The organism is Vibrio rumoiensis 1S-45 (assembly GCF_000286955.2).
In the GTDB taxonomy this organism is placed as follows: Bacteria; Pseudomonadota; Gammaproteobacteria; order Enterobacterales; family Vibrionaceae; genus Vibrio; species Vibrio rumoiensis_A.
Genome location: NZ_AJYK02000058.1, coordinates 55,264 through 79,804, shown reverse-complemented (window position 1 = coordinate 79,804; position 24,541 = coordinate 55,264). Strand labels below are relative to the sequence as shown.

Sequence of the window (24,541 nt, the reverse complement as noted above, 5' to 3'; positions counted from 1 at the left end):
ACGGAAATGTACGAATACGTCAGCACCGCCATTATCTTGAGTAATGAAACCGAAACCTTTCTCTTCGTTAAACCATTTTACTAAACCAGTTGTTTTGCTAGACATGTAGTGTCCCTTATATATTAAAATTCATAGTATTATCGCCGAATGCGATGTGCTGAGAGCTTGAATTATTGAATGTGACGTGAAGCTAAGGGAAAAACTGAGGATAACAACAATGACGAAGGAATTCTGAGGTTTAACTTTTACTTTATGTTTCATTAATAACTCTGAACAACAGAGCGAGATGGATAATACCTGAACCATGAACGATGTAAAGGTTTATTTTAAATTATATTCATATAAATATATCAAATGGCAGTATTTCTTCTACACTGAAAAACTATTTTTAGTACGTTATCATTATTTATTTACTATAAATTTAAAATTACCTTAACAATATAATTCTTTCAGCTTGGTGATTTGAGGAACTGGCTCGACTAATTGAATCAAACTTAATCCATCAGGATTAAACCAAATCACATTTAACCCTGCTTGCATCGCGGGGAAAATATCTTTTTCTATCGTGTCACCCACCATTGTGATGTCATTGGCTGCACATTGTAATTGTTCTGAAATTTTCAAATAAAACTCAGCAGATCCTTTCGATATACCAAGATTTTCTTTGCAAAAATAGCCTGATATGTATTGTGCTAAATTCACCCTTTCAAATGCATTCTTAATGTCTTGCTCCGTGGAATCATCAGCATTTGTGGCAATATAAATAGGGTGTTTTTTTGATAGGTAACCAAGCACTTCTTTTGCGCCATCCGTCGCTTCCACGACATCCCAATCACACATTTTTCCTTCGGCATTTGGAAAGTCAGTCATTAACGTATCACCCCAGTCGAATAGATAGATATTTGGCATTGGTTATTCCTTTACGCTAATTTATTAAAGCTTCATTCATTAAAGCCATTGAGAACAAAAAAGGCACTGAGAGCGCCTTTTTAATCACAGGTTTAAACTAAATAGTTAAATCTCTTTTCTATTAAGATGAACGCTCATTTGTGGGTAAGGAATTTGAATCCCTTCTCTATCAAGCTCTTCTTTTATTGCTTGTAAAGTATCGTAGTAAACCTTCCAATAATCGGCAGTTTTAACCCAAGGTCGAACCGCAATATTGACAGATGAATCCGCTAAAGCCAAGACACCTATAGTCGGTGCAGGAAGTGCTAAGATGCGTTCTTCTGATTTAAGCACTCGAGCAATCACTTCTTTAGTTTTCTTCAAATCAGATTGGTAAGAAACCCCAATTTCAAAGTTAATCCGTCGCGCTTCATGGCGTGAAAAATTCACGATAGGGCCGGACATGATTTTGCTATTTGGAACCGCAACCATTTTATTGTCACCGGTCGTCAAAATCGTATGAAAAATATCAATCGCTTGAACGCTTCCAGCAACACCGCTGACTTCAATATGATCTTTCGTTTTAAAGGGACGGAAAATCACAATCAAGACACCAGAGGCAAAATTTGAAAGCGAACCTTTAAGCGCTAAACCAATCGCAAGGCTGGCAGAAGCAAGAACAGCAATCATAGATGCCATTTCAACACCAAGGGAGCCTAAAGCCGCAATAACGACCATCACAAGTAAAGCATATCGGACTAAAGAACCAATAAACTGCACCATTGACGCATCTACTCTCTTGCTTTCAAGTAAATTAACGACGCCTTTACTCACTAACTTAACTATAAAGCTACCCACAAAAAGAATGAGTATTGCAGAAATAATGTTAACGCTATATTGGATAAGTAAATCTGAATTATCCGTTAGCCAGTTCGTCACCACCGGGTGCGTTGTTTCCACTTGCGCAGATGATACGTTTGCGAGACTTTCTTCTACCGCCATCATGACTTCCCTACTTAAAAATACTTATCAAAAGTAATGAATAAAAAACAGAATTTGTTCAGCTTTGATCTAGAACGAACCTAAAGATAAGTTGCATATCACCACAAACGCCAAATAAATCAGGCGCAATATATAGATATTTGCCATGGGTGGGAATACTATTTTTTGATAAGGAAACAAGACTAGTGATCTGACGATGGAGTACAAAATTTTAATAAAGAGCAGTTAAGGAGGGAAAGGAGGGGTTATCAAAGAAGATCAAATACCTATCTGTCATATTAGGTAGGAAAATGGCCACCATAGGTTCGACAGATAGGAAGACAGTTTTTACAAATTAGTTAATAACAAACAATGCTACCGTTTGCCATTTCATAGCTTTTCATTCCAGCAGCAGTACATTCACTTTCACTACCCGTAGCTTTTGAAGCTGAGTTTGCAGCTGAGCTAGAAGTGTCCGTTGAGCTTGACCCTGTACTTGCACAACCACCTAGAACCAAACCGCTAATCAACACTAAAAACAACGTTTTTTTAGTCATAACACTCCCTTATTCGAACTCTTATTTCTAATACGAGTTCCGTAAATTTCTAATAACTTACAATGACAATAACACCACTCGCTTCGATACTAAAAAGACTTTTGGTCAAGAACACGTCAAATAAGTTTAGCTGAGCTTTTTTTCTTTACAATAACTTAGCCCCAAACTAAATAGATTCAGGGCTAAAGTACTATTTATTTTCAGTCTTGTTATTGATTTACTGCCATTACACCGTCAAATACTGCTGAATCAATTGCTCATTTAGCCCTTCCATTTTACCGTTAGCTACGCGCTTGCCTCGGTCTAATAAGCAGAAGTTATCCCCCACTTTTCGAGCGAAGGCGAGCTTTTGTTCCACCAGCAAAACCGTGAGGCCGTGTTTCTCGTTCAGCATACGAATGATGTCGCCAATCTCTTGTACGATATTCGGTTGAATGCCTTCGGTGGGTTCATCCAGTATCAACAATTCCGGCTCAACCACCAATGCGCGGCCAATCGCAAGTTGTTGTTGCTGCCCACCGGATAAATCACCACCACGACGATGCAGCATTTCCTTCAACACGGGGAAAATCTCAAAGATAAACTCTGGAATAACGCGATCGCCTCGCTTGCGGATCGGCAAGCCAATCTCTAGGTTTTCTTGTACCGTCAGCATCGGAAAGATTTGTCGACCTTGAGGCACATAACCAATGCCTAAATGTGGACGCTGCTCGGTCGATGACGACAACAAACTTTGACCTTTAAAGGTAATATCACCGCTTTTAATTGGATTTAAACCCATAATGCATTGCAACAAGGTGGTTTTCCCCACACCGTTACGCCCCATTAATACCGTGCATTTTCCTTTTTCGACTTCAACATCAAGATCCCAAAGGATGTGGCTTTCGCCATAAAATTGATTTACGCCTTGAACCTGTAGCATCCTTACTCTCCCAAATACACTTTTTTAACTTGAGGATGGGATTGAATTTGATCCATATTCCCTTCCGCCAATACATGCCCTTGATGCAACACCGTGACTTGATCGGCAATCGAACGAACAAATTCCATATCATGCTCAACCACCACGACTGAATGTTTACCCGCAAGAGATCGTAACAACTCGGCGGTGCGATCCATTTCTTGGTGGGTCATACCCGCAACAGGTTCATCCACCAGCAACAACTTAGGTTTTTGCATCAAGAGCATGCCAATTTCTAACCATTGCTTTTGCCCGTGAGATAAAGCGCCTGCCATTAACTGGCGATTATCACTCAGGCCAATCAGCGACAATACGCCATCAATCTCATCGCTTTGTTCGCCGGTTAATCTGGCGCGGAACGTATTCCATGTTCCACGTGTACCTGTCATGGCAAGTTCTAAGTTATGCCACACGCTCAGGCTTTCAAATACGGTCGGCTTTTGAAATTTACGCCCAATACCCGCATTGGCGATTTCCGCTTCATTCATCTCAAGAAGATTGGTTTTTGAGCCTAACCACACTTGACCTTGATCGGGGCGTGTCTTGCCCGTAATGATGTCCATCATGGTGGTTTTTCCTGCGCCGTTTGGCCCGATGATGCATCGAAGTTCCCCTTCTTTGATGTACAAGTTCAAATCATTAATGGCTTTAAACCCATCAAATGAAACCGACACCCCTTCCATGTACAACATGATGTTATGACGAGTATCAATAAGCGGATGATTGATGGGTTTTAGGAAGTCAAACACCTCATCACGACGAGTAAACTTCTCAAAGCCTTCACCAACACGTTTGATTGGAGTGACAATAGATTCTAATGCGCTCATGATGAGACCTCGCTTGATTTAGTTTGGTGGTTTGATGCTTGGCTATCATTTCCTTGTTGAGACTTTTCAGCCCAACGCTCGGATAATGCCCCCATAACCCCTTTTGGTAGGTACATGGTTGAAAGTACGAAAATACCCCCCAACGCGAACAGCCATACTTCTGGGAATTCCACGGTAAACCAGCTTTTGGCGTAGTTGATAATCAGCGCACCAACAATCGCACCGAACAAAGTTGCTCGGCCGCCTAGGGCAACCCACACCACGATTTCAATGGAGTTGATGGGGGCAAACTGCGCCGCACTGGTACTGCCTGCTTGCGTGACATAAAGCGCCCCGGCAATACCCGCTAAGACCGCTGAAAGTACAAACACCCACAACTTAATGCTGTCGACATCGTAACCAGTAAAGCGAGTGCGAGATTCCGCATCCCGGATCGCCATCGCCACTCGACCTAAACGGCTCGCAATCACCATTCTGCAAATCACATAACCAATCACTAATGCCATCACAGTCGTGACAAAAAGCCCGACTTTGGTGCTGTCTTGTTCTAGGCTAAACCCAAGTACATCTTTAAAACCCGTTAAGCCGCTGCTGCCACCAAAGCCCATCTCATTGCGAGAAAATGCCAGCATTAACGCATACGTCAGCGCTTGAGTCATGATCGAAAGATACACACCCGACACCCGTGAACGGAACGCTAAATAGCCAAACACAAATGCCAACACACCAGGCACCAGCATCACCATTAAAATCGCCACACCGAAGTTGTCAAAACCATGCCAGAACCAAGGTAATTCCGACCAATTCAGTGACACCATAAAATCGGGTAAAAGCGGGTTACCATAAACACCACGATCGCCAATTTCACGCGTCAAATACATGCCCATGGCGTAACCACCCAAAGCAAAGAACGCACCGTGGCCTAAGCTCAGTATTCCTAAGTAACCCCAGATCAAATCCACCGCTAACGCCACCAAGGCATACGATAAATATTTCCCCATTTGGGTTACGCTAAACGAGCTTAAATGGAAAGGATTTCCTTCTGGCACCACAAGGTTTAAAAACGGCACCACAATTGCCAGTAACAGCAAGAATGTGATGGTGATCTTTCCACCTTTATCGCTGGCAATAAAAGAACGACGAGCCAGAAATGTCGCCGATGTATTTGCGCCAGAGGCGAGAGTTTGCGTAGTCATAAAGCCTCCTTATTCCGCTGCACGGCCACGTTGAGGGAATAATCCCTTCGGGCGTTTTTGAATGAATAGAATGATGAATACCAGTACGAGAATTTTTGCGAGAACCGCGCCAGCCCATGGTTCTAGGATTTTATTGAATAAGCCTAAACTTAACCCTGCCACCAGCGTGCCCCATAAGTTACCCACACCACCAAACACCACCACCATGAATGAATCGATGATGTAATTTTGCCCCATGTTTGGCCCGACGTTAGTCAGTTGAGAAAGCGCCACACCGGCGATCCCTGCAATGCCCGAGCCTAAACCAAAGGTCATAGCATCCACTCGCTCAGAACGTACCCCCATGGCGCGAGCCATTGAGCGGTTCTGCGACACCGCACGAACCTGTAAGCCTAATGGCGTTTTCTTCAGTACCGCCAATAAGCCCAAGAACACCATGAAACAGAACAAGATGATGTAAAGGCGGTTATAGGTAAGCGATAACATTGGGTTAATATTGAGCGCACCCGACATCCAATCAGGCGTACTCACTGAGCGGTTTAAAGGAGAGAAAATACTGCGAACCGCTTGTTGTAGAATAAGGCTGATACCGAAAGTGGCGAGCAACGTTTCTAATGGGCGACCATATAAACGTCGAATCACGGTACGTTCAATTAAGATCCCCACTAACCCCGACACCACAAATGCCGCAGGAATAGAAAGTAATAACGCCGCGCCAATGTTATTTGGCATTAATTGCTGCATCACATAAGTGGTATAAGCGCCGATCATGATCAGCTCACCATGCGCCATATTAATCACACCCATCACCCCGAAGGTGATCGCAAGACCAATCCCAGCAAGCACTAATACAGACCCCAGACTTAACCCGAAGAATACCGTTTCAACCCCACCGTAAAGACTCTGTTTTTGTTGGAATTTATTTAACCCCAATTGCGCGGCTTTAATGACGCTTTCATCGGCATCGCTATGAATAATTTGGTTTAACGCACCATATACTTCCGACTGAGTCGAAGCTGAAATAATGTCAATCGCATCTAATTGCTCGGCGACATTTTGACTGGTTTTGACTTGGTTAATCGCCAGTGCCAGTTTGATGGCTTCTTGTACCTCACTGTCGTTTTCTAGATCATATTGCTCAGACAAAGCCGCCATGATCTTTGGAGATGACGTCCCTAACAAACTATTTACGGCCGCTAAACGAACCGCAGGATCATCGGCAGAAATATCCATTCTCGCCAACACATCTCGAATTTCAGAACGTAATGAGTTATTGGTACGAATTTTTGAAAAGTCACGTTTATTGCTGATGGTGATGATGCTTTGATCGGCAATCGCTTGGGCATTTTGCCCTTCTTTAAAATTGTCGATCACAAATAAAGCTTGGTCATCTTTACGGAAATACAAATTACCGTCTAACCAAGGTTGTAGTAATGATTTGGCTTTTTCTTGATCTAGCGAATTGGCAAGCCACTCGATCATCGCTTGCTTAGTGCTGCCCTTTTTTGCAGTAATTAACCCTGATTGAACCTCTGTAAAAGATTCAAAGGTTTCAGTTTGCGCCGCAGAGAATTGGCTCACGGTTAGCCCGAGAAACAAAACGACTAAAGATATGGTTTTTTTTAATATTGATATTTTCACAAGATACATCCATTTATCTGGTTATCAATGCGTTGTTCAACAAAGATAAATCAATGGTTTTATTGCCTGCTCATATCTTTGAGCCTTAACAATAAACGACAACTTCGGTGAATCTCACCCTCTATGGCTTTCATTACGCTCGCCATAAAAGGTGAGGGGTACTATTTATTCACCAGCTTATATTTATTCACCCAGTTAAACTTATTCACCACCTAAACAGGCTTTAGTTTTGGTGTTGTAGCTGCCACACATAATGGGTTTGGTCCAATCTGAAATGAGATCCGCAGAGCTTGGTAAGAAATCTGACCATGCATCCCCTTTCACTTCTTTCTCAGTTTCCCAAACCACATCAAACTGACCGTTATCTTGGATTTCACCAATCACGACAGGTTTTGTTATGTGGTGATTGGCCAACATGGTTGCCGTGCCACCGGTTAAGTTAGGCACAGATAAACCCACAATCGCTTGCGTCACTTTATCGGTATCCGTAGAACCCACTTTCTCAACCGCTTTCACCCACAAGTTAAAACCAATGTAAGTCGCTTCCATTGGATCGTTGGTCACACGTTTGTCATCTTTGATGTATTTATGCCAAGTATCGATGAAGGTTTCGTTTGCATCTGAATCAACGCTCATGAAGTAGTTCCAAGCCGCTAAGTGGCCGACCAATGCTGAGGTGTCCATACCTGAAAGCTCTTCTTCACCTACCGAAAAGGCGATCACTGGAATGTCTTCTGAAGACACACCTTGCGCCGCTAGCTCTTTATAAAACGGTACGTTGGCATCGCCATTGATGGTTGAAACCACCGCGGTTTTCTTACCTTCTGAACCAAACTTTTTGATGTTAGAGACAATCGACTGCCAATCTGAATGACCAAATGGGGTGTAGTTCACCATCACATCAGCATCCGCTACACCTTTACTTTTCAGATAAGCGGCTAAAATTTTGTTGGTGGTACGAGGGTAAACATAATCGGTACCGGCAAGGACAAAGCGCTTCACGCCCAGTTCATTGATGAGGTAATCGACCGCAGGGATGGCTTGTTGGTTTGGCGCAGCGCCAGTGTAGAAAATGTTTTTCGAGGATTCTTGCCCTTCATATTGCACCGGATAGAACAAGATGCTGTTGTCTTGTTCAAACACTGGCAACATCGCTTTGCGTGACGCGGATGTCCAGCCACCGAAAGTTACGGCGACTTTATCTTTTTCTATCAACTCACGCGCTTTTTCAGCGTACATTGGCCAGTTTGAAGCAGGGTCGACCACCACAGGTTCTAACTGCTTACCCAACACGCCACCTTTCTTATTCTGTTCTTCAATCAACATTAAAACAGTGTCTTTTAAAGTGGTTTCGCTGATCGCCATGGTGCCAGAAAGAGAATGAAGCACACCGACTTTGATCGTATCGGCCGCTTGAGCACTAAACGTGCAAGCACTGATCACCGCCGCACTTGCTAGTCGCTTTAAACGGGTTTTTAAGGTTTTGTTTTGCATAATAGATGTCACTCCTTGATTGCATAAATACTCATTCTTGAGATAAGTAATTAAGAGCAAGGAGTGTGCCAACCCATACAAACCATTAATAAAACAAAAGGTTATAAAGTTTTACTTTCAAATTAAAACAATTGATGTTTGATTATGGTGCATAGTCATCATGCAATTCACCAAAAGAGTGATATGTACCGTAAAATTCATACAACAGATGAAATCTCGCACTATTTAAGAGCAAAAGATTTAAAAATGAAGGGAGTTGAAACGAAAAAATAACAATTAACCAAAGTCTGACTCACTGGCTTTATGATACCCTAGCAACCAATAAGAAAGAACCGACAGGGTAGTCATTGATCCCTACAAATCAAAGTTAAACCTATTTTCTGATTGCGAACACACAAATCAAATCGATAAAAGTATAAATAAAACTCTTTTATGCTTAAATTAAGTGAACGACCTATATCAAAAACAGTTGAAGGGTATAACCTTAATCGAGCATATCGCTCTAAATAGTAATAACAAAAAGAAAACCTATGCCAGGAAGGTGTAGATAGCAGTGATAAAGGTGATCAATGAGTGATACAACCCAAAAAAGCCCCAACGCAGACTATCTGTATCTTAAGTATTTTTTCATCGCACTCTCATTGATAAACTTGATTGCGGGTCTACTTATATGGCCTGAACACGTTTTAAATTCAGAATTTAGTTATTTTATCTTTCTTCCTATTGTCATGGTCTCTGCACTCTATGCAGGATTCTATGCAGGCTTAATTGTTACATCGCTCATTTGTGTTGGTATGTTATTGCTATGTCCTTTGTTGGTTGATACTGCTTTTCTCGAAAACAGTATATCTTCTGTTAACATTACAATTTTTGCACTAATTTGTAGCCTTCTCTCCTACTATTTAGAGAGAACTTACTGCTCGAACAATACGCCACAATCAATCCCCTATCCTGTTGGTAATAGTAATACAGATCATAAACTCATCCATTCAATCATTGAAAGCTCTCCTAATATGATGGGATATTGGGATAAAAATCTACGATGTCATTATGCCAATCATGCTTTCAGCCAATGGTTTGATATACCACCTAAAGATATCATTGGTATCCACTTTTTAGAGCTTGTAGGTGAGCAGTTGTTTGCCTTAAATAAACCCTACATTGATGGCGTTTTACAGGGAGAATCCCAGCGCTTCGAGCGAATTTTAAATAAAACCGATGGCAGTATTGGGCATATTATTGGCCATTACATCCCCGACTTTGATATCGATGGAACGGTCAAAGGATTTGCTATTCAAGCAAACGAAGTGACGGTATTAAAAGAAACGGAAGCAAAAACCAAATTAGCAGCATGTGTTTTTGATAACACACTCGACGGTGTGATGATTACCGATGTAGCAGGCACCATCTTATCGGTAAACCCAAGCTTCACAAATATCACGGGTTACACCCAAAATGAAGCAATTGGACAAACACCTCGAATCCTTCAATCCAATCAATATGACCAAGGTTTCTATAATGCAATGTGGCAAGAAATTGCCACTGAAGGTCGTTGGAATGGGGATATTTGGAATCGACGCAAAGATGGGCAGACTTATTTACAACGCATGAACATCACCATGGTGAAAGATGAAAACAACAAACCTATTCATTACGTTGCCGTCTTCAGTGATATCACTTCCCTTTGGCGTAAAGATGAACGTATTAAGCATTTAGCTTTTCATGACGCATTAACAAACCTACCCAACCGAACCTTATTAATGGAACGGTTAGAGAAAATATTATCCAATACCACAATTAACGAACCTAATATCGCCCTAATGTTTCTTGATCTAGATGGCTTTAAATTCGTTAATGATAAGTTTGGTCATAACACAGGTGATAACCTCCTCAAAGAAGTGGCGAGAAGACTATCCCTCTTAACACAAAAATCGGATACTGTTGCTCGAGTTGGTGGCGATGAATTTATTTTTATCCTGAGTAATCCTCAAGGAAAGAAATATGTTACAGAGATTGCAACCCAGATTCTCTACTCTATAAATCAACCTATAAACATCCTTGATGATGAATGTCAAATTGGTGTATCGATTGGCATTGCTATGTCACCTGAAAATGGCAGTACACCAGAAGCATTAATTAGAATGGCAGATGATGCTATGTATATAGCTAAAAGCTCAAAACAAAATAAAATCATTTTTTCTTCAGTAGATGGTCAACAGTCTTTTAATACCGTGTAATAATGTGCGCTATAAACTCATACCCAAAAGCACTGACCCATGATTGAACTCACCCCACAAGAACACGCACTCGCCACTTTCAAAAGTAATTTACACCTTCCAAACAATGGTTTTCATACCTTGATAGTGGATCTTGCTCGTGAATTTCAATTACCTTTTCAATCAGTGCGTAAAGTATTAAAGCAATCTCAAAAAGTGATCGAGAAGAAAATTAAACACGATTTCGAGAATGTCGTTGAGCAAGACTTAACTCAAGCAAACTGGATTCAATTAATCCGAAACTCATTAACTATTTTGGCTCAAGATAACGTTCCCTTAATGGAAAGCCTGAAGCAAAACAAGCTTTACACCAGTGTTATTGATGCACTCGACAAGCCGTTAGAAAATGAAACAACTCACGAAGAGTTATTGGAAAATCTTGCGATGGTTTATGAAGTTGAAGTCTACAAATCACTGGCGGCAATGCTTTATACCTCGATCTTATACTGGAAGCTTTCAGACGATTTATTTCAGATGACTGAGGACAAACAGCAAGCATTGAATGGCTACCCTCAACACATTGAAGCCACCGTGCATTTATTGGATCTTGCGGAAAAAGTGAAGCTAAAAAGTAACTCATAACACTTCAAAATCAATCGAGTTTAGACACCAACTTAATCAACATCAAACCGAACTCTTTTTGTTTACAGCACAACCAGAGTTCGGTTTTATTTATTTTCTTATGATCCAATTAATTCAAGCAACTGAATTAATTGATCCTTTCTTAGCCTTAGCTAAAGACTTTGGATAAAGCACCAAAGCAATACCAATCAAGAAAGCACTGCATGATATCCATTGAGCAAGTGAAAGCTGTTCATCATAAATAAAGTAACCGCTGATCAACGCAAAAACCGAAACCAATAAGGTTAAAGGAGCGAGTTGACTCATTGGGTATTTAAGGATCATTTTGTTCCAAATCCAGTAACCGAATATTGTGGTTGGATAGGCTTGAAATAATACCGATATCCACACATCAGTATTCCAATGCTGGTAAGTATGACTTAACACTTCAACTCCATTTAACGTCACACTTAAAGCAATTAATGGAATAGGTGCAAACAGCATTCCCCAAATATTAAATGCAAAAGCAGATTGAGTGCCAGACTTGCGAACAATCACACCCGCGAGCGGCCAACAAATAGCAGAAATCATAATAAAGGCGACGCCAACAAGGGTGACATTACCATTGGTGAACATAATCGAAACGATAAGCCCAACCAACGCCACCATGATACCCATGGCCATGCGAGTGGAAATCACCTCTTTATACAACAAGACTCCCACTAAAACGGTGGTTAATACATCCATTTGCAATAACACTGCCGCCATACCAGAAGATAAACCAAAAGTGATTGAACATGATGCCATGCCCCAAATACCAGTCCCAAAGACCAAGCCATAACTCATGAGATAACGCCACGACACATTGGGTTTCCGCACAAAGAAAATGATAGGGAAAGTGGCACAAGTAAAACGAGCTGCTGCAATCAAAAGCGGATCTAACTGTGTTACCCCAAGCTTTATCATTGAAAAGTTAATCCCCCAAATGGCCATTACTCCAATAGTAAGCAATAAATCTCGTCCCTTCATCGTAACTCTCCTTTGTTTGCTATCGTTCCATGCTTAGTTTGTTAATTTACATGCACAGTGTTACTTGCAACCCAAAGGCAGTACAGATACAGTTTATTAACATTTATACAGTACAGTTGAATCAAGATGGCAAAGTACAAACAGTTAGTCGATAAATTTATTCAAGATATTGAAGCGGGGAAATTAGTCGCAGAACAACGCATTTTGTCACTACGACAATTTGCGAAACAACACAATATTAGCCTATCGACTGCGGTCAACTGTTATGCAGAATTAGAGTCATTAGGAAGAATAATCTCTCGTCCTCAAGCTGGTTTTTTTATCGCACCAACACAGCAAAAAACGTTAACACCAGAATGGCAGCCGTTTACTAGCCATGTGGTTGATATTCGTAAACAGCACCTACCTAAAACCATCAAAAATGGCCCACTAGGGACGTCTCGATTATTACTTGATGATAAAGCTAAACTTGCCCTTGAACGCAGCTTTCGACGAGCCAGTAAACAAATGCCAACACGTTTATCCAACTACCCAGATCTACAAGGTGAATCAACCTTTCGGAATGCCCTCTCCTCTCACTTTAGCCACATGGGTTTTTCATTTTCTGCCGATGAATTAATTATTACACATGGCTGTATGGACGCAGTAAAAACGGCACTATTGGTATGCACACAAGCCGGAGATACCGTAGCGGTCAGCTCTCCTTGTTACAATGGATTGCTGGAGCTTCTTTCTCAGTTACATTTGAAGGTTATCGAAATTCCATCCATCAAGACAGGCATCGATCTCGACCAACTAGAGCTGCACTTACAAGCAAAAACCATTAAGGCTGGGCTATTTTGTACCACGCATATGAACCCGCAAGGGATTACGATGTCGGTAGCGCAAAAAAAGCGTTTAGCTCAGCTGGCCAATTTTTATTGTGTGCCAATGATTGAAGATGACGTGTATTTAGAATTACCTCATCACAACGCGTTCCCTTTACCAGCAACCTATTATGATGAAAATGGGTATATGGTGTGGTGTGGGTCGTTATCCAAAACACTATCACCAAGTTACCGAATTGGATGGTGTAAACCTAATCGTTACTTTAAGGCATATCTTAAACGATCTTTAGGCGTACCAACCGTCATTCAATTAGCAATGGCTGACTTTTTAACTTCAAATGCTTATCAACAACACCTCAAGCGTGCTCGTTATCAACTTCTTCATAATAAGCAACATTACTTGTCATACCTCAATCAGCACTTACCACCGGGCTATCGAATCACACAGCCAGATGGTGGCTTGGTACTATGGATACAAATACCCAATTTAGATAACCACTCCTTCGCTCTGCAAGCCGAAGAAGCCAATTTAGATATTCGAATAGGATCAGTGTTTACAGAATCAAACCGTTACCAAGACTGCCTTAGAATCAATATTGGATTTCCCCTTAATGATGACATTAAAAAAGAAATAGATTTGATGCTGTTATTGATCTCATTGAATTAAGTGATGATTAAGTGATGGAGTAGTCAGTATCTAAATGTAAGAATTACACAAACAAAGCTAAAACGTCAAAAAATCACTAGAAACCATTAAGAATAATCTTAAATTATGCATTAATAATTTAACGCTATTGCTATAAGTAATAATAGCGAACATAATAATAACCATTATCATTAACCGACTGTAAATTAACATCAAAAATCAACATTAAATTAACAAGAACAAAAACAAAACATACATTTAATATATTCTTTTACTAATGATTATTGCCAATGATTAATAAAATTAAAAACACGTTAAAATATAGACAATGGCTTATCTCAATTGCTGCCTCTATTGGAATATTTTCAGTTGGCACGAGCATCATCATCGCTCAATCAATCAAGTCTTACGATGCTAATGTTCTCACTCGGCTTGGATCTGTCGTTTCTATTATTGAAACCAAATTAGAATCTACCGATGAAATCATAAATCGAATCATGCCACTAACAGGCATGCCCTGCTCGACAGCCGAACATAAACTCATTGATATCATTGTTGAATATGCCGAATTTCAAACACTTAATATTATAAAAAATAACATCGTAGCCTGCTCTACCAATTCTCGTATGGTCAATGCTGCCTATGTCACATCAGACAAACCAAACAATGAACTCAGCATTTTAGAATCCAGCGTAGTTACCCCAGGAAAAATTATTGGCGCGATTAAAGAAGTACATAATAAAAATGGCGTACTTGTCACTTTCAATGGAAAAATCTTTTATTCTATCTTAGAGCACATTGACGATAGCGATAACTTTCGTATTCAATCTTCTAAAATATGGTTCGATAAAGAAGGCATTATCCATTACTCCACTCAAAGAAGTAACTTAATGGTGGCTTCAGAAAAATATAATTTTAATATCAATACCAATGTTTCCACTCAAGATTACGTCAATGAAATCATTCAAAACAATACGTTTCTCATAATATTGTTTGCCGTTATTTCTCTAATTATCGGTCGCTATGTCTTTTTAAATGCTCAAAAGAATTCTAGCCTTTTCATCATGAAGGAAAGCATTGCTGATAATGAATTTACACCTTATGCACAGCCCGTCATGGATTCCAATGGCAAATTATCCGGGCTTGAAATACTGATTCGATGGAATAATAAGCACCACGGTTTGATTTATCCTGATGTCTTTATTCCGCTAGCCGAAGCATCTGGTTTGATTATTCCAATGACAACTCAACTCATGGAAAACACTTTTAATCTACTTACAACTGTAGAAAAAAAAGTGCCTAATGACTTTCATATTGGTATCAATATCAGCGCACAACATTTTGATAAAACGAACCAACAATCGTTGATCGCTAGCTGTAAAAAATACACTGATAGCTCTCTTAACGCTAAAACACACTTGGTACTAGAACTAACAGAAAGGCAAGCCATACACGATTACGATGAAACTCAATCCGTCTTTGACACATTGCATGAAATGGATATTAAGATGGCGATCGATGATTTTGGAACAGGCCACTCAACGTTATCTGACATTAAAAACTTAAACTTTGATTTTATCAAAATCGACAAGAGCTTTATTGATCTCATTGGATCAGATGCGATAGCGGCTCCTTTGGTCGATAATATTATCGATTTAGCCCAAAGGTTAGAACTTGCCATCGTCGCAGAAGGCGTTGAAACTCAAGAACAATTGGATTATTTAAGAACTCATAATGTGGATTATATTCAAGGCTATTACTACAGTAAGCCGATCCCATTAACCGAGTTTATTGAACAATACTTTACTTAGTTAACGGCCAACCTACACCGCTTGATAAATATTATTACACGCTTCAATCAACCGCTCTGCTAGCAATTTACTTTGGCTAGTCAGTTGCGGTTGAGCGTGTAAAATCAAATCGAGCGGAGCAATATTTGGCAGACCATCCTGTTGCGTCAGCACCCGATGTAAAGGCGTCACCAAGCGCTTTGGTAACAAAGAAATACCTAAGCCTGCTTCAACTGCGCAACCCACCCCAGACAAGCTCGTTGTAATGTACGCCATACGCCATCGTCGGCCTAAGGTATCGAAAGTGTGCGCCATTTCGCTTCGATACAACCCTGTACTGGGTAAACCAACCATAGGGACCGTTTCTTTATCTAAGTTATTCGATGAATGGCCATCAATCCAACACAAAGGTTCCGCCCATTTTGCAATACCTTGAGCGCTGTCTGGTCGGTGTTTAACCAATGCAATATCCAGTTCATTATTTTGAAACTGAGTCCATATATCACTACACATACCGCTTTTCACTTCCAAACGAGTTTCTGGAAATGCTTGTGCAAATAAAGATAAAGTGGGCACTAATTCATGAGTCGCGAAATCCTCTGGAACACCAAGTTTGATGGGTCTTTGCTCTGCATTACTGACGGTTTCAGCAATGGCATCTTCCATCATAGAAAGAATACGACGTGCGTGAGTCACAACCCTCTCCCCTTCTAAGGTGGGGGTAGCGTATCGGTTTTTTCGAACCAACAGATCACAATCTAACTGAGCCTCTAATTTGCGAATTTGTTGGCTAATTGTCGATTGAGTTAAGTGTGTACTTTCGGCGGCTCGAGTAAAACTGCCAGTATCCACAACGGCAATTAAGCTCCGTAATAAGATTGGATCAAGGGTTTTGTTCATCAGAAACTCACTTTGTTGTTTTTCTGCTATCTTCACTCTTTCACATTTATTTTGCATCAGAGCTAAGGTAGTGGGTTTACCACTGATACTAATTACATTATTTAATTTTTCAATCCTTAATTAGTAGCGCATAATCACACTAATTCACATGTCTTTTAAGCTAATCTGAGGCTCTGTTGATTCCCTTTTGAATTTACATGGCTCTCTTGTATGAAGGATCACAAGAAATGACTAAGAAAAACAGCTATTACTCTCCACAAGGTGGCCTACCACCACAAACACAATTATTGTCTGATCGTGCGGTATTAACCGACGCTTATGCCATCATTCCAAAACGCGTGATGACCGATATCGTGACAAGCTTCCTACCGTTTTGGGAAGGTATGCGCATGTGGGTTATCGCACGCCCATTAAGCGGATTTTCAGAAACATTTTCACAATATATCGTTGAAATTGAACCTAAAGGCGGTTCTGACAAACCTGAACTTGATCCTGCAGCAGAAGGTGTTTTATTCGTCGTTGCCGGTGAAATGGATATTACAATTGAAGGTGAAAAGCACCATATGGCCGAAGGTGGTTATGCGTTTCTACCACCAAAATGCAATTGGACGGTTCATAACAATAACGACCAACCAGTCCGTTTTCACTGGATCCGTAAAGCATATCAATATGTTGAAGGCTTAGAAGTACCTGAAGCGTTTGTCACGAATGAAAATGATATTGCACCAATCCCAATGCCAGAGACCGACGATGCATGGGGAACCACTCGTTTTGTTGATTCTTCTGACATGCGCCATGACATGCACGTGAATGTTGTGACATTTCAACCGGGTGGTGTAATCCCATTTGATGAAACTCATGTTATGGAACATGGATTGTATGTGCTTGAAGGTAAAGCGGTGTACCACTTGAACCAAGAATGGGTAGAAGTTGAAGCAGGTGACTTTATGTGGTTACGCGCATTCTGCCCACAATCTTGCTACGCTGGCGGCCCTGGCCCATTCCGTTACTTGTTGTACAAAGACGTAAACCGCCACATGCCATTTATTCGTCCTAAAAACTGAGTGAATATAAGCAAAAAGTACGGTAAATAAAAACAATGTTTAAGTAAAATCATTAAATGGTCACCATAGTCTGGTGGCCATTTTTTATAAATGTGACAAGCCTTGTTTATTAATGTTAAACACAACCTTCTAATCAAGATATAATTTGCGCCAATTCATTGGTGTTACAAGAGTAGAAACCTATGGCAACCATTAAAGATGTCGCAAAAGAAGCAAATGTTTCAATTGCTACCGTATCACGAGTGATCAACAAATCACCTAAAGCAAGCAAAGCATCGATTGAATCCGTCACACTTGCCATGGCAAAACTCGGCTATCGCCCTAATGCTGCCGCTCGTGCTTTGGTTAGCCAATCAACTCAAACCATGGGTGTATTGGTTGGTGACGTCTCTGATCCTTTTTTTGGTTCAATGGTTAAAGCCATCGATACAGTGGCAAGCCAGCAAGGAAAGCACTTACTCATTGGTAATGGCTATCACTCTGAAACTAAAGAACGAGAAGCTATTGAGCTTCTGATCAACCACCGTTGTGATGCATTGGTCATTCATAGTAAAAGTTTATCAAGCCAAGAGTTAATTGGCTTTGCAGAAGAAATACCAGGGTTAGTGCTTATCAACCGATTCATCCCTGAAATTGCTGATCGTTGTATTGCGTTAGACAATCACAAAGGCTCTTACCTTGCGACAGAATATTTAATCAAACATGGCCACCAGCATATTGGGTATATTTGCTCTAATCACGACATAGAAGATACTCATCAACGTAAAGCTGGCTACCTACAAGCTTTACAAGATAATGGTTTATCCCATTCAGAAAGCTACATTGAATACGGTTCACCCGATGAAGAAGGCGGTGAAAAAGCCATGACTAACCTTCTTGCTAAAGGATTCCCTTTAACTGCCATTGCTACCTATAACGATTACATGGCAGCAGGAACGCTTTCAGTATTAGAAGAAAATGATATTGATACCCCAAAAAATATGTCTATCATCGGGTTCGATAACGGCTTAATTGCCAAATATCTTCACCCTAAACTCACCACTGTTCGTTACCCAATTCAAATGATGGCCGAGAAAGCTGCGATTTTAGCGTTAAAACTTGCTAATAAAGAAGCCGCAAAAGCAGAAACTAATATGTTTACCCCAACTTTAGTTCGACGATTATCGGTAGTAAAAGCTTAATAATTTCTTATATTCCACATTATGCATCATCATTTTCCATTCTTGGCGCTACATCATTCCCACCTAACGATTGATACAATGCCACCTGCGCCATAAATTGATTAAACCTATTTTCGAGCAATGACGCTTTGGCATCTCGCGTATTTTCTTGCGCATCTAAGTATTCCATGATGGTTGTCGAACCATACTTATAGCGCGCGGCATAAATGTCTTCGGCATGCTTCGCGGCATCGTATTGCTCTTGTAGGCGAGCATTTTGATACAACAATTGATCACGCGCCGATAAGGCATTTTCGACATCTTGAAATGCGCTGTACAGCACTTGTCGGTAACTCACTATCGCTGATTGGTAATCGACATCCGCAATCGCTTTATTGTTTTCCATATCATTCCATTGCAAGAATGGCAGAGTTAAATCTGCCCCTAAACTGCCAATCGGGTTTGATAACAAGTTCTTCAACTCTTGCGATGAACCACCCAATGCCCCGGTGAGTGTCAACGTTGGTAAGTATTCCAAATCGGCAGAATCTTTGCTGGCTAATGCGGATTTAATATCGTAAATCGCCGCTTTTACATCTGGCCTGCGGATCAATAAATCAGCAGGAACGCCTGAGCTAACATCTGGCAAAGTAATATCGGGTAAGGATTGAACCGTCTTGGTCATATCCAACGGTGGTTGATTAAACAAAATAGCAAACGCATTATTGGCTTCCACCAGCTGTTGCTGATATTGACTTTGTTGGGCTTGCAAGCTGGCTAAGGTACGCTTGGCTTCTAACACATCCAATTGATCCACTGCGCCCAATGTATATTGCTTTTGAATAAGCTCTAGCGTCGTTTGAGCATCGTTAATGTTATGCTCACCTAACGCGATTCTTTGCTTCAAATAACCAATCTGCCAATACAGTGAAGCGGTTGTAGCAACCAAACTTTGCGCGGTCGCCTCCCTATCTTCAAGGCTCGCCATCGCGCTCCATTTTGCTTGATCCACATCCGCGGAAATTTTGCCCCACAAATCTAACTCATAACTCACGGATAAATCGGTGCGATAAGCTTGGGTAGAATCCCCACCATCGATCGGTTTACTCACACCTGCCGATGTATTTGAACTCAACTGCGGGTACAAATCATCATTGGTTAACCCCATTTGCAGGCGCGCTTTTTTCAGCGTAAAGGTGGCAATGGCTAAATCATTGTTGGTTTGCAACGCTTTATCGATGAATTGATTGAGACTGCTGTCATTAAAGGCATACCACCAAGGATCAATATTGACCTCCCCAGCCAAGTGCTTTTGTTGCCAATGTTGCGGCACTTGTACCGGCGGCGCTTCATAATCGGTACGAGTCAACGCACCACAGCCTGCTAGCATGACTACGCTTAATATCAATGCTAAGGGTCTAATTTTTGTCATACGGTTTTTATTTTTCATGATCAATCCCTAGACAATGCATCAACCGGATCTAGCTTGGCGGCATTACGCGCTGGCAAAAATCCAAAGATGATCCCAATTAAAGTGGAGCAGATAAACGCAGACACAATCGAGGTCATCGAATACACCATTTCAAACCCACTGCCAAAGCTGCTCATGGCAAACCCCAAACCAAACGCCAACGTAATCCCAGCAATACCACCGCACAAGCACACCAATACTGCTTCAATTAAGAACTGTCGCAATATATCAATTTGCCTTGCGCCCACCGCCATGCGAACCCCAATTTCTTTGGTGCGCTCGGTCACTGACACCAACATAATGTTCATCACACCAATGCCACCGACAATCAACGAAATCACTGCAATTGCCGAAATCAATAGCGTCATGGTTGAGGTGGTTTTTTCAATATTTTGCTTAATGGTATCGGTATTCACGGTGTAGAAATCTTCCGTCCCATGACGCATTTTAAGCAAGCTAATGATGCCTTGCTCGGCGGCACTGCTTGGCGCATCTTCATCAATTCGAACTGAAATACTGTGTAAATACCGTTGCCCCATCATTCGCCCAGACATGGTGGTATAAGGCACCCAAACGGTCAGGCTATCATTGTTACCAAACGCACTCTCTTTGGCTTTGGTGACCCCAACAATCCGCACCGGTAACGTCCCTAAAAACACCACTTGCCCAATCGGGTCTTGATCGGCAAATAATTCTTTTTTGGTGTTGTTGTCAATCACGGCATCTTGAGCAAGTGAGTCCACACTGTCTTGATCCCAGAACTGCCCTTGTGAAATTTCATAACCTTTAACTCGAAAATAATCCGTCCCGACCCCTTGCACCGAAGCGGTAACGGCTTGGTTATCATAACGTATGGTTAGGCTGTTATTGATGGTTGGCGTTGAGCTATCAACATAAGATAAATTGCTGATCGCTTTGGCATCATCGGCGGTTAAGGTTCTATCTCGCCCAGCTCTGCGATCCCCAAAACCTTTACCGGGCCTAATATCAATGGTGTTGGTACCCATAGAGGAAATATTGGCTAAGATCTGCTTTTGCGTCCCGTTACCTAATGCCACCACCGATACCACAGAAGCAATACCAATAATGATGCCAAGCATGGTTAAGAAGGTTCTCATTCGGTGGCTCGACATCGCCAATAACGCCATTTTAAACGCATCGACAAAGCTATCCCAATGCCACCAATGAGCAGCAGAAGTTTTTACCGTAATGGATTCAGTCTGATTTAAGTTGGCATCATCATTGTGGTTTACATTTGCCGAACGTCTATCTGATAAGATCTCACCATCTTTAATCTCGATAATGCGATCGGCAAAATTGGCAACATCCATATCGTGTGTCACCAAAATAATAGTATGACCAAGCTGATGAAGCTCTTTGAGTAGCGCCATCATTTCTTTGCCGCTATGGCTGTCTAATGCACCGGTAGGTTCATCGGCTAAAATCACCTCGCCACCGTTCATTAATGCGCGCGCGACACTGACACGCTGCTGCTGCCCACCGCTTAATTGATTCGGTTTATGAGTTAAGCGATCGCCCAAGCCCAAACGACTCAGCAATTGTCTGGCACGCTCCTCTCGTTTAGCATGTGGCACGCCTGCATATACCGCTGGTACTTCGACATTACCAACTGCGGTTAAATCGCTAAGAAGATGGTAACGCTGGAAAATAAACCCAAAATATTCACGGCGTAATTCTGCTAATTGGTCGGAATCCATATTGGAAGTATCTTCACCGTTAATGAAATAACGTCCAGAACTCGGTTGATCCAAGCAGCCTAAGATATTCATTAAGGTTGATTTACCCGAACCCGACGCGCCGACTATCGCCACCATTTCACCGCGTTGAATTTCAACATTGACGTTATTTAACACGGTTAGCGATTCATCTCCCGCAGCAAAAGAACGAGATAAATTTTCTATTTTCAACAAGGCCTGAGTCATGATCAGAACCTCATTCGTTTGCTACGACGATCCGAAAATGTATTATCCGATGGCATGCCCACCACCACTTGATCGCCTTCGGTTAAACCCGAGGTAATTTCAACATTGACTTTGTTATTAATGCCGACCGTAACTGGTTTATATACCACTTTTCCATTTTCCAAAATCGGCACTTCGAATTTGCCTTTATTACCTTTATGGCCTTTGCCTGTCATGCGCTTCAATACTTGTGCAGGCACTAATAAAGCATCTTTGGATTGATTAAGAAGAATGGAAACTTGCGCGGTCATGCCAATACGCAATATTCCATCAGGGTTAGGCACATCAAATAGGGCATTGTAATAAATCGCATCACTGTCGCTGATTGCCAGATCGCTGTCATCACCATCCATGATGGTCGGGCCCGGTTCAATCGCACGCAAGGTGCCTTTATATTGCTTATTCGGCTGACCAAGAATCGTGAAATAGGCCGCTTGCCCCGCTTTCACATGGATCACATCGGCTTCTGAAATCTGCGCTTTTACTGTCATGGTATCGAGTTGCGCCAGTTCAATAATGGTTGGCGTGGTTTGATTGGCGTTGACCGTTTGCCCAGCTTCCACTGCGGTATACACCACCGTACCATCAATGGGCGCGCTAATTTTGGTGTAGCCTAAATCCACCTTTGCGCTATCTACATTGATTTTGGCTTTCTCAATTTCGGCTTTCAGTTGGTCGCGTTCTGCTTGATAGACCGCCAGCGTAGCTTCAGCATTTTCATAGTCGGCGCGCGAACTGGCTTTGGCCGCCAACATGCCCTTTTGGCGAGTAAACTCATATTGCGCTTGTTTGATTTGGGCTTGCTTGGCGCGATATTGCGCGTTCAAACTATCGAGAGAAGCTTGGGATTCTTTTAAGCTATTTTGTTGGGTCAGGCTATCAATCTGAGCTATCAAGTCCCCTTGTTTTACCTCATCGCCTAACGACACCGCAAGGTCTTGAATTTGTCCCGACACTTGCGCACCCACATTAACAAACTTAGCCGCTTGCAACATACCATTGGCTAAAACGGCATTTTCAATATCGCCTTTCACAACTGGCTCTGTCGCATACACAGGTTTAGATTCGGGTTGTGCGTAGTAATAGGTCGCACCGCCACCAATGAGCAGCAGCGCAGTAACAAGGATCCATCTTTTTTTGATTTTCATGGGAAAAAGGCATTTGAGAAGTGATAAAGGGATGATACCGAGGATAAATGTAAGGAGATAGGGTAAGGCATGTAAATTAAGGTAAAACAGCGTAAATGAAGTATTATTAATGCATGATGTTACCGAATCTTATCCGACCAATAACAGCAGAGATGCCATGATCACTTGGAAACAAACACTAGCAGAGTATGAATGGCTCATCCATCAGATTTGGTATCTGGAAGTTGAGAAAGATGATGTCATTGAAAAGCGGCCTCGGCTCATTCCTAACCCAAGGGCTCATCTGCTATTTACACCTAATGAACAAGATTATTGTTACCTGAATGATAAGCAGCCTTTTATTGGCAAAGGCTGCCATTTACTGCTGCCCAGTGAACAAATGCTGATTTTGGAAGATAGTGCGCCACTGAAGCGTATTGGTATCACATTTCGACCTGAAGGGCTTTACCTATTAAATAAAGCATCGCCTCAACATATCAATCAATGTTCATGGTTTGAATGGTTAAAGCCATTATTTAATGCCCATTTTCAAGACGCGTTATGGCAAGCTCATTCAAAACAGGACATAGGTGATGTCATATTAAAGCACTTGAATACGTTGGATTTAAACCAGAATAAAGATAAAGCTTTCTTCATTACTCAAAAGGCCACTCTTGCAATAGAGGAACTTCACCATAACGTGATTGAAGATTCTATGGATATTGAAAGCTTAGCTAACCATTGCGCTTGCTCACGGCGTACGTTAGAGCGTAGCTTTAAACAAGTGACAGGGCTAACAGTCAAGAAATACCTACAAATGATGACACTCGATCAAATGGTGCTAGCACTCTACAAACAAGATGAAAATTTTGATTGGGCGACCTTTTCTCAGACGTTTGGCTTTTGTGACCAATCACATTTAATTCGACAACTCAAAAAACAACTTGAATGCACGCCTTCCAACTACTTACAAAAACGTGATTTAACTATCGACGTATATGGTGACTTTGAATAGAGGCTTCTTGACATTTGTGGCGCTATTGAATGAATAGTTGGTTAATCCAGAACTGTCGCAAAAGTCCAATTTCTTCAAAGATTGCCGCGTTAACATGCCTTTATACCTAAGTGACTTCAAACGCTCCCAAAGGCGAGTTAAAACGAGA

21 protein-coding genes are annotated in these 24,541 nt (G+C 41.4%); 7 read left to right on the top strand and 14 right to left on the bottom strand.

Annotated features, from left to right (window positions below; genetic code table 11):
- The 9 genes from A1QC_RS07775 to urtA all read right to left on the bottom strand — a co-directional run.
- Positions 1-105, bottom strand: a 105-nt coding sequence (locus tag A1QC_RS07775; protein WP_017025146.1) for a cold-shock protein, incomplete at its 3' end; no start/stop codon positions are given.
- 327 nt (positions 106-432) lie between these two features.
- Positions 433-909, bottom strand: a complete 477-nt coding sequence (locus tag A1QC_RS07770) for an HAD family hydrolase (RefSeq protein WP_017025145.1) — start codon at positions 907-909, stop codon at positions 433-435.
- A gap of 105 nt (positions 910-1,014) precedes the next feature.
- On the bottom strand, positions 1,015-1,890 hold the full coding sequence (locus A1QC_RS07765) for a mechanosensitive ion channel domain-containing protein (RefSeq protein ID WP_017025144.1): 876 nt from the start codon (positions 1,888-1,890) through the stop codon (positions 1,015-1,017).
- A 338-nt stretch (positions 1,891-2,228) separates the two neighbouring features.
- Positions 2,229-2,426 carry a hypothetical protein gene (locus A1QC_RS07760; RefSeq protein ID WP_017025143.1) on the bottom strand — a complete coding sequence of 66 codons (198 nt, stop codon included), beginning with the start codon at positions 2,424-2,426 and terminating at the stop codon, positions 2,229-2,231.
- Between the two features lie 226 nt (positions 2,427-2,652).
- Positions 2,653-3,348 (bottom strand): urea ABC transporter ATP-binding subunit UrtE, encoded by a 696-nt coding sequence (gene urtE, locus A1QC_RS07755; protein ID WP_017025142.1) that lies wholly within the window; start codon positions 3,346-3,348, stop codon positions 2,653-2,655.
- A gap of 2 nt (positions 3,349-3,350) precedes the next feature.
- Complete coding sequence (gene urtD, locus A1QC_RS07750; protein WP_017025141.1) at positions 3,351-4,214, bottom strand: urea ABC transporter ATP-binding protein UrtD; 864 nt, start codon at positions 4,212-4,214, stop codon at positions 3,351-3,353.
- Positions 4,211-5,362 (bottom strand): urea ABC transporter permease subunit UrtC, encoded by a 1,152-nt coding sequence (gene urtC, locus A1QC_RS07745; RefSeq protein WP_026025818.1) that lies wholly within the window; start codon positions 5,360-5,362, stop codon positions 4,211-4,213. The genes urtD and urtC overlap by 4 nt, the downstream gene beginning before the upstream one ends.
- A gap of 57 nt (positions 5,363-5,419) precedes the next feature.
- Positions 5,420-7,060: an urea ABC transporter permease subunit UrtB gene (gene urtB / locus A1QC_RS07740; protein ID WP_039836414.1), complete on the bottom strand. Its 1,641-nt coding sequence runs from the start codon at positions 7,058-7,060 to the stop codon at positions 5,420-5,422.
- 192 nt (positions 7,061-7,252) lie between these two features.
- Positions 7,253-8,545 carry an urea ABC transporter substrate-binding protein gene (gene urtA / locus A1QC_RS07735; RefSeq protein ID WP_017025138.1) on the bottom strand — a complete coding sequence of 431 codons (1,293 nt, stop codon included), beginning with the start codon at positions 8,543-8,545 and terminating at the stop codon, positions 7,253-7,255.
- Between the two features lie 569 nt (positions 8,546-9,114).
- On the opposite strand from urtA, the gene A1QC_RS07730 reads away from it, so the two are divergent.
- Positions 9,115-10,782 (top strand): diguanylate cyclase domain-containing protein, encoded by a 1,668-nt coding sequence (locus A1QC_RS07730; protein ID WP_017025137.1) that lies wholly within the window; start codon positions 9,115-9,117, stop codon positions 10,780-10,782.
- Positions 10,783-10,821: 39 nt separating this feature from the next.
- Positions 10,822-11,403: a hypothetical protein gene (locus tag A1QC_RS07725; protein WP_017025136.1), complete on the top strand. Its 582-nt coding sequence runs from the start codon at positions 10,822-10,824 to the stop codon at positions 11,401-11,403.
- Positions 11,404-11,517: 114 nt separating this feature from the next.
- Here the strand turns inward: A1QC_RS07725 and A1QC_RS07720 are convergent, their stop codons facing one another.
- On the bottom strand, positions 11,518-12,411 hold the full coding sequence (locus A1QC_RS07720) for an EamA family transporter (protein WP_017025135.1): 894 nt from the start codon (positions 12,409-12,411) through the stop codon (positions 11,518-11,520).
- A gap of 126 nt (positions 12,412-12,537) precedes the next feature.
- Here A1QC_RS07720 and A1QC_RS07715 point away from each other — a divergent pair, with 126 nt between their 5' ends.
- A complete protein-coding gene (locus A1QC_RS07715; protein WP_017025134.1) occupies positions 12,538-13,905 on the top strand; it encodes a PLP-dependent aminotransferase family protein in 1,368 nt (455 codons plus the stop codon).
- Positions 13,906-14,174: 269 nt separating this feature from the next.
- Positions 14,175-15,695 carry an EAL domain-containing protein gene (locus A1QC_RS07710; RefSeq protein WP_017025133.1) on the top strand — a complete coding sequence of 507 codons (1,521 nt, stop codon included), beginning with the start codon at positions 14,175-14,177 and terminating at the stop codon, positions 15,693-15,695.
- A gap of 12 nt (positions 15,696-15,707) precedes the next feature.
- Here A1QC_RS07710 and A1QC_RS07705 read toward each other — a convergent pair whose 3' ends face one another.
- Positions 15,708-16,574, bottom strand: coding sequence for a LysR family transcriptional regulator (locus A1QC_RS07705; protein WP_026025816.1), 867 nt, complete (start codon positions 16,572-16,574; stop codon positions 15,708-15,710).
- Positions 16,575-16,801: 227 nt separating this feature from the next.
- Here A1QC_RS07705 and A1QC_RS07700 point away from each other — a divergent pair, with 227 nt between their 5' ends.
- Together A1QC_RS07700 and A1QC_RS07695 are read left to right on the top strand one after the other, a co-directional pair.
- Positions 16,802-17,638, top strand: coding sequence for a bifunctional allantoicase/(S)-ureidoglycine aminohydrolase (locus A1QC_RS07700; RefSeq protein ID WP_017025130.1), 837 nt, complete (start codon positions 16,802-16,804; stop codon positions 17,636-17,638).
- Positions 17,639-17,820: 182 nt separating this feature from the next.
- A complete protein-coding gene (locus A1QC_RS07695) occupies positions 17,821-18,819 on the top strand; it encodes a substrate-binding domain-containing protein (protein ID WP_017025129.1) in 999 nt (332 codons plus the stop codon).
- A 19-nt stretch (positions 18,820-18,838) separates the two neighbouring features.
- On the opposite strand, the gene A1QC_RS07690 is transcribed toward A1QC_RS07695, so the two are convergent.
- The 3 genes from A1QC_RS07690 to A1QC_RS07680 are packed head-to-tail and all read right to left on the bottom strand — an operon-like array spanning position 18,839 to position 23,399.
- Complete coding sequence (locus A1QC_RS07690) at positions 18,839-20,248, bottom strand: efflux transporter outer membrane subunit (protein WP_017025128.1); 1,410 nt, start codon at positions 20,246-20,248, stop codon at positions 18,839-18,841.
- Positions 20,249-20,250: 2 nt separating this feature from the next.
- Positions 20,251-22,212, bottom strand: a complete 1,962-nt coding sequence (locus A1QC_RS07685) for a MacB family efflux pump subunit (RefSeq protein ID WP_017025127.1) — start codon at positions 22,210-22,212, stop codon at positions 20,251-20,253.
- 2 nt (positions 22,213-22,214) lie between these two features.
- Positions 22,215-23,399, bottom strand: coding sequence for an efflux RND transporter periplasmic adaptor subunit (locus A1QC_RS07680; RefSeq protein WP_017025126.1), 1,185 nt, complete (start codon positions 23,397-23,399; stop codon positions 22,215-22,217).
- 157 nt (positions 23,400-23,556) lie between these two features.
- On the opposite strand from A1QC_RS07680, the gene A1QC_RS07675 reads away from it, so the two are divergent.
- Positions 23,557-24,393: a helix-turn-helix domain-containing protein gene (locus tag A1QC_RS07675; RefSeq protein WP_026025815.1), complete on the top strand. Its 837-nt coding sequence runs from the start codon at positions 23,557-23,559 to the stop codon at positions 24,391-24,393.
- Positions 24,394-24,541 lie beyond the last annotated feature (148 nt).

Excerpts from the sequence above, each read along its gene's own strand:
- A1QC_RS07770 (WP_017025145.1), bottom strand. The coding sequence starts at position 909 with ATGCCAAATATCTATCTATTCGACTGGGGTGATACGTTAATGACTGAC.
- A1QC_RS07765 (WP_017025144.1), bottom strand. The coding sequence starts at position 1,890 with ATGGCGGTAGAAGAAAGTCTCGCAAACGTATCATCTGCGCAAGTGGAA.
- A1QC_RS07760 (WP_017025143.1), bottom strand. The coding sequence starts at position 2,426 with ATGACTAAAAAAACGTTGTTTTTAGTGTTGATTAGCGGTTTGGTTCTA.
- urtE (WP_017025142.1), bottom strand. The coding sequence starts at position 3,348 with ATGCTACAGGTTCAAGGCGTAAATCAATTTTATGGCGAAAGCCACATC.
- urtD (WP_017025141.1), bottom strand. The coding sequence starts at position 4,214 with ATGAGCGCATTAGAATCTATTGTCACTCCAATCAAACGTGTTGGTGAA.
- urtB (WP_039836414.1), bottom strand. The coding sequence starts at position 7,060 with ATGTATCTTGTGAAAATATCAATATTAAAAAAAACCATATCTTTAGTC.
- urtA (WP_017025138.1), bottom strand. The coding sequence starts at position 8,545 with ATGCAAAACAAAACCTTAAAAACCCGTTTAAAGCGACTAGCAAGTGCG.
- A1QC_RS07730 (WP_017025137.1), top strand. The coding sequence starts at position 9,115 with ATGAGTGATACAACCCAAAAAAGCCCCAACGCAGACTATCTGTATCTT.
- A1QC_RS07725 (WP_017025136.1), top strand. The coding sequence starts at position 10,822 with ATGATTGAACTCACCCCACAAGAACACGCACTCGCCACTTTCAAAAGT.
- A1QC_RS07720 (WP_017025135.1), bottom strand. The coding sequence starts at position 12,411 with ATGAAGGGACGAGATTTATTGCTTACTATTGGAGTAATGGCCATTTGG.
- A1QC_RS07715 (WP_017025134.1), top strand. The coding sequence starts at position 12,538 with ATGGCAAAGTACAAACAGTTAGTCGATAAATTTATTCAAGATATTGAA.
- A1QC_RS07710 (WP_017025133.1), top strand. The coding sequence starts at position 14,175 with ATGATTAATAAAATTAAAAACACGTTAAAATATAGACAATGGCTTATC.
- A1QC_RS07705 (WP_026025816.1), bottom strand. The coding sequence starts at position 16,574 with ATGAACAAAACCCTTGATCCAATCTTATTACGGAGCTTAATTGCCGTT.
- A1QC_RS07700 (WP_017025130.1), top strand. The coding sequence starts at position 16,802 with ATGACTAAGAAAAACAGCTATTACTCTCCACAAGGTGGCCTACCACCA.
- A1QC_RS07695 (WP_017025129.1), top strand. The coding sequence starts at position 17,821 with ATGGCAACCATTAAAGATGTCGCAAAAGAAGCAAATGTTTCAATTGCT.
- A1QC_RS07690 (WP_017025128.1), bottom strand. The coding sequence starts at position 20,248 with ATGAAAAATAAAAACCGTATGACAAAAATTAGACCCTTAGCATTGATA.
- A1QC_RS07685 (WP_017025127.1), bottom strand. The coding sequence starts at position 22,212 with ATGACTCAGGCCTTGTTGAAAATAGAAAATTTATCTCGTTCTTTTGCT.
- A1QC_RS07680 (WP_017025126.1), bottom strand. The coding sequence starts at position 23,399 with ATGAAAATCAAAAAAAGATGGATCCTTGTTACTGCGCTGCTGCTCATT.
- A1QC_RS07675 (WP_026025815.1), top strand. The coding sequence starts at position 23,557 with ATGATCACTTGGAAACAAACACTAGCAGAGTATGAATGGCTCATCCAT.